The 15,764-nt window shown below is 67.0% G+C and carries 11 protein-coding genes; 1 reads left to right on the top strand and 10 read right to left on the bottom strand.

What is annotated here, in order from left to right:
* Window position 1 precedes the first annotated feature (1 nt).
* Together ACW18A_RS05530 and ACW18A_RS05525 are read right to left on the bottom strand one after the other, a co-directional pair.
* A complete protein-coding gene (locus tag ACW18A_RS05530) occupies window positions 2–1,120 on the bottom strand; it encodes an acyltransferase family protein (protein ID WP_492023800.1) in 1,119 nt (372 codons plus the stop codon).
* Between the two features lie 15 nt (window positions 1,121–1,135).
* Window positions 1,136–1,558, bottom strand: coding sequence for a cupin domain-containing protein (locus tag ACW18A_RS05525; RefSeq protein ID WP_492023799.1), 423 nt, complete (start codon window positions 1,556–1,558; stop codon window positions 1,136–1,138).
* Window positions 1,559–1,941: 383 nt separating this feature from the next.
* On the opposite strand from ACW18A_RS05525, the gene ACW18A_RS05520 reads away from it, so the two are divergent.
* Window positions 1,942–3,216 carry a lytic murein transglycosylase gene (locus ACW18A_RS05520; RefSeq protein WP_492023798.1) on the top strand — a complete coding sequence of 425 codons (1,275 nt, stop codon included), beginning with the start codon at window positions 1,942–1,944 and terminating at the stop codon, window positions 3,214–3,216.
* 9 nt (window positions 3,217–3,225) lie between these two features.
* Here ACW18A_RS05520 and ACW18A_RS05515 read toward each other — a convergent pair whose 3' ends face one another.
* The 8 genes from ACW18A_RS05515 to ACW18A_RS05480 form a co-directional block, all read right to left on the bottom strand.
* Window positions 3,226–3,660, bottom strand: coding sequence for a hypothetical protein (locus ACW18A_RS05515; RefSeq protein ID WP_492023797.1), 435 nt, complete (start codon window positions 3,658–3,660; stop codon window positions 3,226–3,228).
* 38 nt (window positions 3,661–3,698) lie between these two features.
* Window positions 3,699–6,956, bottom strand: coding sequence for a discoidin domain-containing protein (locus ACW18A_RS05510; protein WP_492023796.1), 3,258 nt, complete (start codon window positions 6,954–6,956; stop codon window positions 3,699–3,701).
* A gap of 77 nt (window positions 6,957–7,033) precedes the next feature.
* Window positions 7,034–7,849 carry a carbohydrate ABC transporter permease gene (locus tag ACW18A_RS05505; RefSeq protein WP_492023795.1) on the bottom strand — a complete coding sequence of 272 codons (816 nt, stop codon included), beginning with the start codon at window positions 7,847–7,849 and terminating at the stop codon, window positions 7,034–7,036.
* The gene (locus ACW18A_RS05500; RefSeq protein ID WP_492023794.1) at window positions 7,846–8,736 is read right to left on the bottom strand and encodes a carbohydrate ABC transporter permease; all 891 of its coding nucleotides are present in this window, start codon (window positions 8,734–8,736) and stop codon (window positions 7,846–7,848) included. Before ACW18A_RS05500 ends, ACW18A_RS05505 begins: the two co-directional genes overlap by 4 nt.
* A complete protein-coding gene (locus ACW18A_RS05495; protein WP_492023793.1) occupies window positions 8,733–10,010 on the bottom strand; it encodes an extracellular solute-binding protein in 1,278 nt (425 codons plus the stop codon). Before ACW18A_RS05495 ends, ACW18A_RS05500 begins: the two co-directional genes overlap by 4 nt.
* Window positions 10,007–11,452 (bottom strand): glucoamylase family protein, encoded by a 1,446-nt coding sequence (locus ACW18A_RS05490; protein WP_492023792.1) that lies wholly within the window; start codon window positions 11,450–11,452, stop codon window positions 10,007–10,009. Before ACW18A_RS05490 ends, ACW18A_RS05495 begins: the two co-directional genes overlap by 4 nt.
* A gap of 93 nt (window positions 11,453–11,545) precedes the next feature.
* Complete coding sequence (locus tag ACW18A_RS05485; RefSeq protein WP_492023791.1) at window positions 11,546–14,515, bottom strand: TonB-dependent receptor; 2,970 nt, start codon at window positions 14,513–14,515, stop codon at window positions 11,546–11,548.
* Window positions 14,515–15,594, bottom strand: a complete 1,080-nt coding sequence (locus ACW18A_RS05480; RefSeq protein WP_492023790.1) for a LacI family DNA-binding transcriptional regulator — start codon at window positions 15,592–15,594, stop codon at window positions 14,515–14,517. The genes ACW18A_RS05485 and ACW18A_RS05480 overlap by 1 nt, the downstream gene beginning before the upstream one ends.
* Window positions 15,595–15,764: the final 170 nt, after the last annotated feature.

Below are 15,764 nucleotides of genomic sequence, written 5' to 3'. Positions count from 1 at the left end.
GTCATCCCGCTCCCTGTTTCTGCACGGCGGTCCAGCGATCAATCTGCCTCTGGGCCGGCCGCTCCACCAGACGATGCGCGGCCACCGCCACCACGACGATCAGGCCGAACATCGCGACGGCGAACAGATCGTTGAGCCAGACGGAGCCGAAGTCGATCCGGCGGCCGCCGGGCATCCAGTCCAGCTTGCGGGCGATGATCATCATCACCGTCAGCAGGAACATGTGCACCATATAGATCGCGAACGACCACCGCCCCAGGGTCACCAGCGCCGGATGGTCCAGCACCCTCGACAGGGCCCCGTCCTCGCCCGCGAACACCCAGACCACGCCGATGAACAACAGGGTCACGGCGACCGTGACCGGCCCCTCGGCCCAGCCGATGAAGATGCAGATCGCCACGACGGTCGCGACCTCGAGCGCGGTCGCCGCCCGGCCCTTCAGCCTCGGGATCTGCATCCATACACCCTGAAGCAGACAACCGAGGAATAAGCCGTAGACTGCCCTCGGCACAGCGAAATCATAGGTCGTGTTCATCCAGCGTTTGGCGAACATGACGACCATGATCCCGCCGATGATCGCCAGCACCGCGCCGATCCAGCGGAATCGTTTCGGCGCGGCCAGCACCAGTCCGGCGAAGATCAGATAGCAGGCCACCTCGGCGCTCAGCGTCCAGGCCGGGCCGTTCCAGGTCAGGGACGGCAGGATGTGCCACGCCTGAATCAGCAAAAGGTTGGCGAAGATCGCCTCCACCGACCGGTCGCGGGTGAACGGCGTGGCGAAGTCGATCTGGAACCATAGCCGGGCCAGCTCCAGCCCGATGAAGGCGCCCAGCATCAGCACATGCAGCGGCCACACCCGCCCCAGACGACGCACCATGAACCGTCCGGCGTCCCGTCCGGTCTTCAGCCGTTCGGCATAGGCATGGGCGATGACGAAGCCCGACAGCACGAAGAAATAGTCGACGAACAGATAGCCGTGCTGGACCAGACCCCAGTCGCGCCAGTGGCTGGCCACGGGCATGTGGAACATCACCACGAGCACGGCGCAGATCCCTCGCAGGGAATCCAGGGCCTCGAAACGGCGCGGTACGGCGGTGGCGGAGGGGGCGATGGCGGTCACGCCTGCGTGATACAGTCAGACTCCCTGCGGCGACCAGCCCTGCGGTGCCATCTCGAACCCGGCGAAGTCGAATCCCGGCGCGACGGTGCAGCCCACGAGCGTCCAGCCCCCCAGACTTCGGGCCGCCTGCCAGGCCCCCGTCGGCACGACACCCTGCGGCCGCTGTCCCGCGATCAGGTCTGGCCCCAGCACGACCCTCTGCTCAATCGGGTCGGCGATCCTGAGCTCCAGCGGCGCGCCGGCGTGCCAGTGCCAGATCTCCCCCGCATCGACGCGATGCCAGTGCGAACTCTCGCCTTCAGCCAGCAGGAAATAGATCGCCGTCCCGACGGACCGGCCGTCGACCTCGCGCGGATCGCGGAACGTCTCGCGATAGTGGCCGCCTTCCGGATGAGGCTTCAGGTCCAGCAGGGCGATGATCTCGGCGGCGGAGGGCATGGCCGCACCGTAGCGCGTTCATCGTCGAATGTGAGGGAGTCCGCGCTCAAGCAGCGAGACGCCGCGCGTCGAGCGGTAGCGCCCTACAGAGTAGCTCAAGCAGCGAGCGACCGCGTCGCGAGCGTTAGCGCACTTGACGAGAGTGCCTGGAGGCCTGGCCTCCGAGTTGAACGGAGGGTCTACGGGTTTGCACACCCGTTGCGTCGCCCCTCCGCCACCAGGCCGTGTCCGAGAGCGAGGACAGAATGTCGCAGATTTCCTAAGATCGTGGAATCGAACACGGTTGAGAAGGCGTTCATCCTTTCGCCGCAACGCTCGGTCATACTGCTGCGCTATTTGCAGGCTCTTGATCCGGTCGGATCTATTCGGGAAACCTTCGGCTCATGCGTTTCGACTACCGCCTCGCCCTGATCGCCTGCGTTTCGGCCTGCGCGCCGATGCTGCCGCCGCCGCCGGTGAACGCGACCGGCTGGTCGACGCCCGGCCAGCCCGAGCCCGAGCGTCGCGCGACTGAGCCCGCTCCGGTGACCCTGCCGCAGGTCGATGCCGCCGGATTCGAGGGCTGGAAACAGGGTTTCCTGTCGCGCAAGGGCGGCGCGCGTCGCGCCCTCTACGAGCAACAGCTGGCCGATCTCACGCCCGATCCCGAGGTCATTCGTCTGGACGGCAACCAGCCCGAGTTCAGCCGTCCGGCCGGGACCTATATTTCCAATGCCGCCTCGGCCGCGCGGATCGCCGAGGCGCGTCGTCGCATCGACGCCGTGCCCTGGGCCGTGACCCAGCGGTTCGGGGTGCCTGCGGAGATCCTGGTCTCCATCTGGGGCAATGAGTCCAGCTTCGGCCAGATCCAGGGCGACAAGGACGTCATCCGCTCCCTCGCCACACTCGCCTTTGACGGCCGGCGCCGCGACTGGGCCGAGGACCAGCTGAAGAATGCACTCGACATCGTCGTCGACGGCCGCCGCGAACGTTCGGGCCTGCTCGGCAGCTGGGCCGGGGCCATGGGCCAGACGCAGTTCATGCCGGACAACTATCTGCGTCTGGGCGTCGATGAAAACAGCGACGGCCATGTCGACATCTGGGGCTCGGACGCCGACGCCCTCGCCTCCGCCGCCAACCTGCTGGCCCAGGCCGGCTGGAAGCGCGGTCAGGCCTGGGGCTACGAGATCAGCCTGCCGGCCAATTTCGACTATGCCCTGGCCGAGGCCGACGGCCGTCCGTGGAGTTTCTGGGCCCAGCGCGGCGTGACCCTGGCCCGCAGCGGCACGCCGACGTCGCAGGAGGCGCTGGAGAACGGCATCGTCCTGCTGCCGCAAGGCGCACGCGGTCCGGCCTTCCTGGCCCTGCCGAACCACTATGTCATCCGGCGCTACAACAACTCGGTCAGCTATGCGTTGGCCATCGGTCTGACCGCGGACGGCATCGCCGGGCGTCCCGGTCTGGTCGGGACCTGGCCCGACGACGGTCCGATCTCGCGCGAACAACGCTTCGGCGCACAGACCGCCCTGGCGCGCGCCGGCTTCGATCCCGGCGTCATCGACGGCGTCATCGGCTCGGGCACCCGGCGCGCGCTCAAGCAATGGCAGATCGCTCACAGCCGCATCCCCGACGGCTACCTGACGGCGGCCCTGGCCGATGAGCTGATGCGGGGAATGTGACCCGAGCGGTCAGCGCTTCCTGAACCGCGCCGCCTCGGCGGCCATGCCGGAGCCCCAGTCGCTCTTCTCCTCGGCCGGTTCCGGAACGAAGGCTGCCTCCGGTAGCGTGCCGGCAACGCCACGCATTGCCAGAGCCAGAGGTTCGGCCATCACAGCCAGCATGCGCAGCGGTTTCCGCTTCGCATCGCGCACGTCCCAGCCTTCCGCCTCGAACAGGTCCGCCTGATCCAGCGGAGACAGCCGCTCGATCCCGTCCCAGTCGTCGGGACGGGCCGCCTCCTCGGCCTGTTCGGCCGTCAGGCCGAAGACGGCGACCAGGGCCTCGTCCACATCGGGAAACTCGTCGCGGCGCGAGGGGTCGGCATAGCCGGGCTTCATCAGCGCCCTGGCTTCAAGGTCGGCGACACCGGGGAGGTCGAGAAGGCGGCGGTGAGTCTGGGTCATGACGACGATCTATCCCCTCCGCTGCGCCTCGAAAAGCGTCAGCGCAGCTCGACGCGCAGCGCGCCCGCCGGGATGACCAGTTCGCGACCCATCCACTCGCCGCTCCGTCCGTCGATACGGATGCGCGCAGGCAGGTCCTGCCCCTCCGGCCACTGCAGGACGAACCCGCCCGGCGGCGACACCCCCGGCGACAGGGTCAGGGCGGTCAGACCTGCCCGACGACGCAGGGCATAGGTCAGCGGTCCATAGGGCGTACGGACCTCCCGGACACCCACACCCGTCGTGCTGTCGATCCAGCTCATCGGCAGACCAGCGGCCAGCACCAGGGCGTGATCCGCGTCCCGCTCGTAGACAAACAGGTCGAGCGCCGAGCGGATGTAGTCCGAGCTGATCCAGGCGTGCGGCATGTCACCGATGAAGCGCGGCTCGCGCAGGTCGCGCCCCACCACCTCGGCCCAGCCGTTCCAGGCCTGGGGCCGGCGGTCGGCGAAGAAGAAGTCCAGAGCCTGCATCGCCCGCTCGCGCTGACCCAGCCGCACGAAGGCCCCGACGGTGCGCAACTCATAGGGGGTGTAGTCGCGCCAGGCCGTCCGGTTGGCCTGACGCGCCGTGAAATTCTCCCAGTATATCTCGAAGGTCCGGACCAGCAGATCCTGCGGGAGTTGGTCCTGCAGGCCGCCGGGCGACAGGCCGATAGTCGTTGAGGTCCCGTCGAAATCGCCCCGGTCGGCCGCGCCCGCGATCCAGTCGATACGGTGATGTATGGCTGTGCCGGTGATGGAGGCCGTCACATCCGCCGCGAACTCCGCCCGCGCCGCCGTGAACCGTTCGGCGGCCTCGGTCTCGCCTAAGGCCTCCGCGATCTCGATGGCGTCGCGATAGCCGAGCAGGCCCCAGAAATCGTCCCAGTAGGACCAGGCCGCCCGGTCGGAATAGCCCTCGTGACTGATCGAGGGCGGCAGCAGGCCGTAGAAATGCCGCGTCGCCGGCGTGCGGTTGGCTTCGGTGCGGGTCGAGGCGCGCAGCCTGTCCATATAGCCGATGGCGGCCTTCACCTGCGGCCAGACGGCGCGCAACTGGGTCAGGTCACCGGTGTAGCGATATGTCTCGGCGGCCAAAAAGACGAACTCCCCGTGGCTGTCGTTCTCCGGCACCGGATCGGCGCCCCGGCTGTCGACGCAGCAGGGGACCTTGCCGTTGTCGAAGACATAGGGGGCGTACCAACGCAGATAGTCCTGACTGAGGTCGGCGTGGCCCAGCCGGTTCAAACCCTCCGCCATCATGGCCCCGTCACGGATCCAGGAGCGGTTGTAGCTGCGGGTGCCGGGCTGCAGGGCCGGGCCCTGACGCGACATCAGCATGTGCGCCAGCGAGGTCTTCATCGTGTCCTCGATCCGCTGGCCCTCGGGCGGGGTGATCAGGTCGAACCGGTCCAGCTTCTCGCGCCAGCCGGCGGCGACGCGGATCTGGATCAGGTCGAGCGCCGCCTCCCCGGAGGCTGTCGCCGGAAGGGCCGGTCGCGGCCCGTCGAGCGACGAAACCCAGCCGAAGGTCCGCATCTCGCCCGGCCTCAGGGTCACGGTGTAGAGCATGGCACCGGCCATCAGACCGGTCCGGTCGGACTCCACCGCCGCATCACGCGCCGCGTCTGGCCCCCGCGCCAGCAGGCTCTGCGGATCAGCCCCGGCGGCGAAGGTCGCCAGCCGCACCTCGTCAGGTGCGACCAGCGGATGGACCCGCAGCGCGTCGTTCAACACCAGTTCCGCGCCGGTCCATTGCATCTGGGGGATGGGCGCGGCGCCTCCCGGCACGGCCAGGAACTGGATCGGCCCGTTGACCTGGATCGGCCGCGCCGCCAGCGCCAGCGTCAGGGTCCGCGCCTGCGCCGATGTGTTGGTCAGGTCGTAGCGGCCATAGAGGGCGGCGGCGTCGGGCGTCCCCTCGGCCATCGCCGTGACTTTCAGCGTCCAGTCGTCATGGGTCCAGGTCACCGTCGGGATCGGCAGATCGTCCTCGACGAGGGCCTGTTCGATGCGCGCATCCGCCCAGGTCACCAGCCGGCCGTTGTCCAACACGAACGGCTCGATCGACGGCCCGCCGCGCTTGAGCTCGATGGAGCCGTCCTCGGAGATCAGGCCGCTCTCGCCGCCCCCATCGACCCCGACCAGCGTCCAGTAGGGTTGCTCCCCCCGGAACCCGCGCGGATAGAGGCCGCGCCGGCTCTGGCCCGCGATCGCGGTCAGGAAGGCGGTCTCGTCCTCCCCGAACGCCAGCAGCTCGATGCGCAGATCGGCCAGCGAATAGGCCGTCGCCGCTGCGCCGGTCGTGCCGAAGCCTGCGCCCATCTGGCCCGATCCGGAAGCCGTCTGGGGCCCGGTCAGATCCAGCCTCAGCCATCGCGAGGATGCCTCGGGCGTCCGCAGCCAGTCCGTGCCGCCGTCGCCCTGGCGCACGCGGGCGATCTCTCGCCACTGTCGGCGGTCGCTGGAGGCCATAACACGATAGGCGGACGCGGCCCTGCCCTCGGCCCACAGCAGGGTCAGGCCACCGAACTCGCGCTCGTAGCCGAGATCCAGCGTCAGGCTCTGCTCGCCCGCTCCGACGGTGGTCCATGCGCTGAGTGGGTCGTCATCCACACTCAGGGACGCGACCGAGTTTCCATCCTCGCTCGTCGCCCCGGCGACCGGGCGCGGCGGAACAGAGGGTTCCGGCGGCAGGGTCCTCAGGGTCAGGTCGTCGATCTGGATGAAGCCCCTGCCCCCCTCCCCGGCCGTGACCACGAACTCGACCCGCTCGGCACCCCTGAAGGCGCGGTCCGACTTGGGGCCCCAGGCCCAGGCGACCTGCCGCTTCTTGATCGTGAACAGGGTCCAGCCGTCCGGAAACTCGTAGCGGGTGGTCTGGTGCCAGTGGACATTCTCACCGCTCGCGTCCGTGAACTTGACCTCGAAGGTGTTGCTCGGCCCCGCGCCGCGGACCCGGAAGCTGATTTCGTAGTTCTCAGGGGCCTCGAATGACAGGTCGCGGGCCGCGAAGGCGTAGCCGGATCGACCGTTGAAATCATAGTCCAGCCGCAGGGCCGCGCCGCGATGCCCGGGCACGGCCGAAAGGGTCGAGGTCACGTCGGTGGAGGCGTCGGCGGTCCAGGGCGCGAGGTCCTCGAACGCATCCAGGGTCCGCGAAGACTGGGCCTGCGCCGGCGCGGCGATCAGAAGCGCGGCGATGAGGCCTATTCCTCCCCCAAAGGGGGAGGTGGCGCGGTGCCGCTTTGCGCCGTGACGGAGGGGGCTGGCCACGAACCCGGTGTCTGGGGCCAGCCCCCTCCACCACTTCGTGGTCCCCCTCCCCCAACGGGGGAGGAACAAGAACATACTCAACCCTTTACGCTGCCCGCCAGCATGCCGCGTATGTAGAACCGCTGCAGCGCCAGGAAGAGGACCAACACCGGTGCCACCGTGATCACGGCGCCCGCCATCATCAGCTCGACATCCTGCACATGTTCGCGCGACAGGGCTGCGAGCGCCACCGGCAGCGTATAGTTCGACTGGTCGGTCAGGATAATGAGCGGCCACAGGAAGTCGTTCCAGCTGCCCAGGAAGACGAACAGCCCGAGCGTCACCAGGATCGGCGTCAGGGTCGGCAGGACGATGCGGCGGAAGATCTGGCCTTCGGTCGCGCCGTCGACGCGCGCGGCCTCCAGCATCTCGTCCGGGATCGACAGCGCGTACTGGCGCACCAGGAACAGGCCGAAGATCGACGCCAGCCAGGGCACCAGCGCCCCGGCATAGGTGTTCACCAGCCCCATCGACTTCAGCATCAGGAACAGCGGCAGGGTGCCGATCTGGGCCGGGATGACAAGGGCGCCGATCAGCAGCTGGAACAGCCGGTCCCGCCCCTTGAAGGTCAGTTTGGCGAAGGCATAGCCGGCGGGAACGGTAAATCCCAACGCCAGCCCGGTCGCCAGGGTCGCCAGGGCGAAGCTGTTCCACATGTAGCGGCCCATACCCTGGTTCACGAACAGGTCGCGGTAATGCTCCAGTGTCGGGGCGCGGGGCAGCAGGGGCGGCGGGAAGACGGCGGCCTCGCCCGTCGCCATGAAGCTGACTGACAGCATCCACAGCAGCGGGAACAGGACGATCAAGCCGATCAGGGCCACGCCGAGGTTCAGCAGCAGGGTCCGGGGCTTCACGTATGGTCTCCGCCCAGCCGCCGCGACACGGCCAGCTGCACCATGGTCACCGCGAAGATGCACAGGAACAGGATGAAGGCGACGGCGCTGGCCGAGCCCAGGTTCCACCATTTGAAGCCCTCTTCGTACATGAAGTAGAGCACCGTCACGGTCGACTGGGCGGGGCCGCCCTGGGTCATCACATAGGGCTCGGCGAACAGCTGGAAGAAGCCCGCGACCGAGATGATCGACACCAGCAAGAGGGTCGGCGCGATGGCCGGCAGGGTCACGTTGGTGAACCGCGCCCATGGGCCGGCACCGTCGATCCGCGCGGCCTCGTAGAGGTCGTCCGGCACGGTCTGGAGGACCGCCAGGAAGATCAACATATTGTAGCCGAAGATCTTCCACACGACGAAGATCAGGATGGCCGGAATCGAGGTGTCGGGGTTCCCCAGCCAGTCGACCGCGGGCAGGCCCACGCTGGTCAGCATCCAGTTGATGACGCCGTAGCGGGTGTGCAGAAGATAGTTCCACAGCACCGCCGTGGCCACCAGCGTCGTCACATAGGGAGCGAAGAACATCACCCGCCAGACCGGCCGCCACTTTACCGTCCGCGCGTTCAGAATGATGGCCGCCCCGAGCGAGGCGATGATGGCCAGGGGCACGCCCAGAACACTGAACCAGATCGTGTTCGTCATCGCCTGCCAGAACAGCGGATGGGTCAGCAGCCGCTCGTAGTTCTGCAAGCCGACGAAGCGCATGTTGCGCAGATCGGCCAAGGCATAGATGTCGAAGTCGGTCAGGCTGAGCAGCATCGACGACACGACCGGAATGACAAAGAAGACCGCGATGGCGATCAGCGACGGGGCGACGAAGCCCCAGGCGGCGCGTTCCCGGCGAGAGATCATGCCGCACGCCCCTGTTCGATCATCCAGCGGCGCTTCTCGAGCAGCCGATCGGCGCGGCGGTCGATCTCGGCGCCGGCCTGCTGCACGGTGAACTCGCCGCGCACCATCCGCTCCGCCACGATCTGCATCTCGGTGACGATCCGCTCCCACTCGGGCACCTTGGGGACGGCTTTCGCGCGCGCCAGCTGGCCGTTGAAGGCGGCCACATAGGGGTCGGACGCCACCTTCGGCGCGGCCCAGGCGGAACGGCGCGCCGGCAAGTCGCCGGAGATGACGTTGAACCCGGCCTGCACCGCCGGATCGGACAGATAGCGGACCAGTCTCCAGGCCGCCTCCTGATGCGGCGACGAGCGGAACACGGCCAGGGACGACCCGCCGGGGGCCGAGGCGCCGGGGCCGGTCGGACCGGGCACCCCGGCCGTGGTCCAGTGCGGCTGAACCTCGGCCGGCAGCCGGGTCTTCATGTCGCCGATGGTCCAGGGGCCGGAGAAGTAGAAGGTGAAATAGCCCCTGGCGAACTCGTTCCAGACATTGGAAATCTGCGCCGCGGAGGCCAGGGGGGCGAGGCCTTCGTCGAACAGGCTCTTGTAGAAGGCGAGCGCGGCCTGGAAGGACGGGCTGGAGAAATTGCCACGCGTGTTCTGGTCGCGGAGCAAGGGTTGATCGCCCTGTAGACCGAAGGTCAGAAGTTGCTCGAACTCATTGACCGGCAACAGGATTGCGAAGTTTCCGTCGCCCGATACGCGTTTGACCGCATGCATCGCCCGTTTCCACGCCGCCCAGTCGGTCGGCATGGCGTCGTAACCGGCACGGGCCAGGATATCGGTGCGCAGGAAGATCAGCCGCGTATCGACATACCAGGGTGTCGCCATCGCCCGGCCGGCGATCGCATTCGTCTCCAGCACCGCTGGAAACTGATCGGTCAGAAGGTCCGCGGCGGCCTCCGGCGTCGGCGACAGGGCGCCGATGGCCGCCAGCTCCGCCACCCAGGTGTTGCCGATCTGGCTGACGTCGGGCAGCGAGCCACCCGCATAGGCGGTCAGCAGTTTGGAGTGTGCGGCACTCCAGGGCTGGGGCTGGACCACGACCTTGATGCCCGGATTGGCCGCCTCGAACGCAGGCAGGATATCGGGCACATGGGTCCCCTCATTGCCCATGGCCCAGAAGGTCAACCGGGTGATCCCGTCCTCGCGGCCGCACCCGGCCAGGCTCCCGGAAAGGGCCAGACTGCCCGCCCCGGCCATCAGTCCCAGCGCGGACCGGCGATGGATCATGCCTCCAGCCAGCCGCCGGTGAACCCGGCCCGTTGCAGTCCGCGCTTCAGGTTCGGCTCGCCATGCATGTGACGCCAGACCAGTTCGGAACGGCCGTTCTCGATCATAACCACGATCGGTCCCTGGTCGATGCCCAGATAGTCGCTGTCGACCCAGCCCACGCCCGGCACGATCCGCCCGTGCTGCAGCCGCCCTTCCCGCTCCGTCAGGGTCGGGTTGAACGAGTCGAGGAAGCCCCACCGCGTGTAGATGTCGTCGCCGTAGCGGGTCTTCATCGCCTTCAGGGCGGCGGTCACCTCGACCGGCGCGAACGGATAGCTGGCCATGGCCGCCGTCGGCGCCAGGGTGCCGTCGTCGCGATCGCCCGGGCCACGCGCCGAGTAGGAGAAGAATTCGCGCTCGCGCGCGTCGATGACCTGTTTGAAGTCGCCCGGTCCGTCGCAGGCCGTCAGACCCCAGATGTCGGCCGAATAGCCGTCCCAGCCGCCGGGATTGTCGACGGCGTATTTGCGCTGGGCGTGGACGGCGCGACGACTGTTCTCGAAATAGTCGAGCGACTGGCTCGTCATCATCGACTGGCCCCGCATCCAGGCGTCGCGGATGCCGCGGAAGTCGACGAACACATGGCTATACTGGTGGCCGAAGATCGGCGCGAATTGCAGGTGCCAGTCGCCCCAGCGGTCGGTCCAGCTCTCCTCGTAGGCATGGACCCACTCGTCCCAGACCCCGGCCGGGACCGGATGTGTCGGACTGCCGATCGCCAGCAGCAGGACCAGCATTCCCTCATTATAGACCCACCAGTCATGCGGGATGTGGCCCGTCTCCGGATGCCAGCCCATCGAGATACGGTTGGGCCGCACCATGGCCCAGTCCCATTCCACGCGCTCGTACAGGGTCTGGGCGATCTGACGGATCTCGACCTCCCCGGCATGGCGACCGTCGAAGAACCGCGCCGCGAACAGCATCCCGCCGAGCAGCAGGGCGGTATCGACGGTCGAAAGCTCGGTCGTGCCGAACCGCTGGCCGGCCTTCATATCGAGGAAGTGGTAGAAGAAGCCCTTGTAGCCGCCCATGCCCGTCGGCTCAGGGCCCTGCGGCAGGGCGGCGAAGAAACGCAGGGTGATCAGGGTCCGCTCGCGCGCCTCGGCCCGGGTCATCCAGCCGCGCTCCACCCCCACAGGCCAGCAGGCCAGGGCAAAGCCCACGGCCGCGACCGAACAGAAGGACTCGGTCGGCCAGCGATCCGGCGTCAGGCCGGTCTCGCGATCCGTGACGTGGACGAACCAGTCGAAGGTCCGCCGCTGAAGCTCATCAATCTCGGGATCGACAGTCGGCGCCGACCCGCCCCTGACGTCGACCAGGCCGGCGACCCCGATTCCGGACAGCCCAAGCCTCGCCGCGCCGGCGGCGGTGGAACCCATAAGAAACCGGCGACGATCCATGGACTCCATCCTCATACGCAAAACTCGCGCGCGTCAAAAAAATCGGCCGCCCCCCGACAGGATCGAGGGACGGCCGCCAGTCTCAGGAGACCGCTACCAGCGGTAGCGCAGGCCCAGCTGGACGCTGCGGGTCGGCAGATACTGACCCCGCGGCTCGCCGTATTGCGCCGAGCACAGGCACTGTTCGAAGTTCGAATAGTTCTCGAAGTTGAACACATTGATCGCGTCGAGGATCAGCTCAACCGACTGGCCGTTGAAGACGTCGAACGACTTGGTCAGGCGCAGGTCGATCTGACGGAAGGAGAAGGCGTTGGAGACGATGAAATCCTCCTTCCCGGGCCGGCCACCGTTCCAGCAGATGTCCGGATTGGACGCCGTCGGGCAGACGAACTGGTGGAAGGGCAGGCCCGATCCCAGCGTCAGGATGCCCGACAGGCGGAAGTCGTAAGGCAGGGCGACGATGCCCGTGGCCACGATCCGGTGCCGTTCGTCCTGGTTGGTCGGGAAGGTCGGCGACAGGCCCGGACGGTTGTAGTCGAAGTCGAAGCCGGTCAGGCCGCCGTCACGGCTGCCGTTCCGCTCGGATTCGGACAGGGTGTAGGTGAACTGCATGCCCCAGCCGCTGTCGCTGTCGAACGGCTTGTCGACCGTCAGATACAGGGCCTTGAAGGTCTGTTCGGCATCGTTGTTGCCGAAGAAGATCAGGTTGCGGAACTCGGGATGGCCGACCGAGCCGGGGGTCGGACCGGAGAAGCGGTTGCCCGTCTCCGACCCGGCGTTGGCGATATACCAGGCGAACAGGTTCTCGGTCTTGCCATAGGCAAGGGTCAGGGCGGTCTGGAAATCGCCGAACTTCTGACGGACGCCGAAGTTGAACTGATCGGTCCGGGGCGGCTCCATCTCATTGTTGAGCAGGAAGATCTCGCCCGAGCCCGGCGTCGCGGCCAGCAGGGGATCAAGCCCGGCCGGGGTCAGATAGGTCGGGCTCCAGGCGACGGTGTTGACGCCGCCGCGCATGCCGCCGGCCACGGAGAAGAAGATCTCCTTGTTGAACTGGAAGGGCTTGAAGCGCTCATCGAAGGCGAAGTTGAAGCCGACCCGGTCATAGTAGCGGCCGGCACCGCCGAAGATCACCGTCCGCTCGTCGTCGAAGACATCGAACGAGAAGCCGATGCGCGGCTGGAAGGCGCCGGTGAAGGCGTCGCGGCCATCGGTGATATAGTCCGCCGGATTGAAGTAGGATGGGAAGTCGTAGCCCGGCAGGGCCTGGATCCGGTTCAGCGTGTCGCGGATCGCGGCCGGCGTCACATAGTCGTTGTTGACGGCATTATCCTCATAGTCCCAGCGCAGGCCGAGGTTGATCTCCAGCTGGCTGGAAATCTGCCAGTCGTCCTGGATATAGAGGCCGAAGACATTGTTATTGACATCGGCGGGAGCGACACGTGCGCCCAGTTCGACACGGACCGGAATGTCGCGGTTGCCGTTGATTTCCGGACGCGCGTCGACGTCGAACATGAACTGCGGGTTCCGGCCGAACTGCTTGTTCACATACATGTTCTGGGCAGAGAATTTGACGCCCATCTTGATGGTGTGCTGGCCGTTCCAGTCGATGTCGTTGAACGTCAGGTCGTCCCGGACCGTGAAGCTGCGCTGGCGGATATCCTGATTGTTGCTCTGGCCGCCGGCGTTGAACACCGTGTCTTCACGGTTGAACACATTGTACTGGAAGCCCGGAGCACCGTTGTCGTCCCGGAATATGACGTAGGACCGGCCGTAGTCAGAGAAGTTCAGAGCGGTCGGATTGTAGTTGTACTCATAGAAATCAAACTGTGCCTCATTCAGGAAACCTTCACCCTGGTACTGATGGCGCAGGACGACCGAGGCCACGTCCGTATTGATTTCGTTGGCGCGGCTGTAGGCGCTGTTGCCTCCGAAGTCGCGAATGTCGGCCTCGGTCCGATAGGTGGCACTCAGGTCCAGCCGCTGACGATCGTCGATCGACCACGACAGCTTGCCGAAGAACAGGTCTTCCTCGAACGGAGCTTCGAACACGCCTGTGTCAGCACCGAACAGCGGCGCATAGGCCGCGCGGAACAACTGCACGGTGTTGTAGCGGGTCTCATCCTTGCGCTCATAGGCAGCGAAGAAATGCAGCCGGTCCTCAATGATCGGTCCGCCGACCGAACCGCCGTACTGCAGCCGCTCGACGCCGACTGCGCGGCCCTGGTAGTCTTCCGCTGTCCAGTCGCTGTCCTGGTAGGTGACAAAGGCGTCACCGCTCAACTCGTTGGTGCCGGAACGCGTCACCGAGGTGATGATCGAGGACGAGGCCTGCTCATACTCGGCCTTGAAGTTCTGGGAGATGACCCGGAACTCCTGGATGGCCACCTGCGGGAAGGGGTTGCCGCGGCTGTCGTCCTGACCGCCGACACCGCCGTCGATGATGGTCGACTTCTGGTTCTGCCCGTCGATGAAGACGTTGATCGCCGATGCACCCTGGCCACCGGCCGAGATGGTGCGCTCGGTCTCGCCCTCGGTCACCCGCACACCGGGCGCCAGGGCCGCGAAGTTCAGGAAGTTGCGGCTGATCTGCGGCAGGTTGTTGATCTGGACCTGGCTGACGTTGGTCGCGACTTCCGAGGTGCGAACCTCGAGCAGTCGCCGGCCGGTGACGATCACATCGTCCACTCGGGAGCCATCCGTGGAACCGGTTACAATCGGGGTCACATCAAGGTCGAGCGTGGCCACCTGGCCCAGCGAGATGGTGATCAGGTCCTCGACCGTCTGGCCGTCCGCCGACGTGGCGTTGATGCGGTAGGTGCCGGGGCGCAGGCCCGACAGCACATAGCCGCCGTCGGCACCGATCCGGCCCCGGCTGACATAGCCGGTGGCGACCTCGGTGGCCGTGATGCTGCCGCCGGTCTCGACCGCCTGGCCTTCATAGATCGTTCCCCGAAGGGTCGAGGTGGCACCCTGGGCCGACGCCCCGCCGGCACAGGCCAGAGAGACGGCCATGGCGAGCGCCGAGGCGGCCCCCAGATATTCGGTGGATTTGCGGTTCATCAGGAATTCTCCCCCTTCAGAGATGGCGTTTCGGCAAGGGCGCGAAGGCGTCCGCCGGAGTGTGTCTGGACCTGGTCCGGTGTCGCCGACTGGCTTGACGGGCGTACGACCAGCTCAGGGCGCACGATCTCGCAGGCGGTGTCGGCGACGGCTTCGCCCGCTGCGTTGATGAGGCGGACGAGGCGCTCGAGCGCACTCCGACCGGTTTCGGCAATATGGATTCTCAGGGTGGTCAGGCCGGGTCGGACAAGGCCGGCGAGCGGAATGTCATCAAAGCCGACGATCGCGATGTCTTCCGGGACGCGCAGACCCGCGTCCTGAAGCGCCAGCATCGCACCGACGGCCATGTTGTCGTTGCCCGCAAAGACGGCGTCCGGGCGCAGTCCGCGCCGCGCCAGTTCCACGCCTGCCGCATGGCCGGACGCCTGGGTGAACGCGCCCTCGACCACCGAGGTCGGCAGGCCCGCCCGCGCCATGGCCTCCAGATAGCCCGACAGTCGGGCCTCGGCCTCCAGGTTGCCGGCGGGACCGGCGATATGGGCGATACGACTGCGACCCGTGGCCAACAGATGCTCGACCGCCAGCACCGCCCCGCCGTGATTGTCGACGACGATCGACGCCCGGCCGGCGTCAGCGCCGCCGTTCATCAGCAGGATCGGCGTGCGGCCCGCAAGGCCGGCGGCGAGGTTGGCGGCGTCGAGATGGGGCGAAAGCACGATCAGGCCGTCGACCCGGCCACGCATCGAGCGAATGGCGGCGGACGCCTCTTCCGCGTCATCGTGCGAGCTGGAGACGATCAGGTGATAGCCGAGCGACCGCGCGGCCAGGTCCATGCCGCGGATCAACTCCGAGAAGAACTCGCCGAACAGATCCGGAAGGATGACGCCGACCGTGTCCGTCCGGCTGGTCGACAGGCTCCGGGCGCCGGAATGGGGGACATAGGACAGGGCCTCGACGGCCTCCAGGACCTTCAGCCGGGTCGGCTCCGTCACGGCGCCGGCGCCCGTCAGGACGCGCGATACCGAGGCCACGGAAACCCGGGCGCGCTCCGCCACGTCACGGATCGTCGCCGGCTTCACGCCGCGGGGCCGATCGGCGCACGGCCGTCTGGGCTGTGGGTCAAGTTGCGATTCACGTGTGTGTCCTGAAACGTCCCGATCGTACCGGCCTTCTTTATCGAAGGTCCGTCGACAAAATTCTGTAATCGGTTACATCGCACACTGGTAATGCACCCCGCAAGTGCCCTAGT

It is taken from the genome of Brevundimonas sp. AVps5, assembly GCF_058681515.1.
Note: the sequence above shows the minus strand (reverse complement) of the source record. Positions and strands in the feature narration are given on the sequence as shown.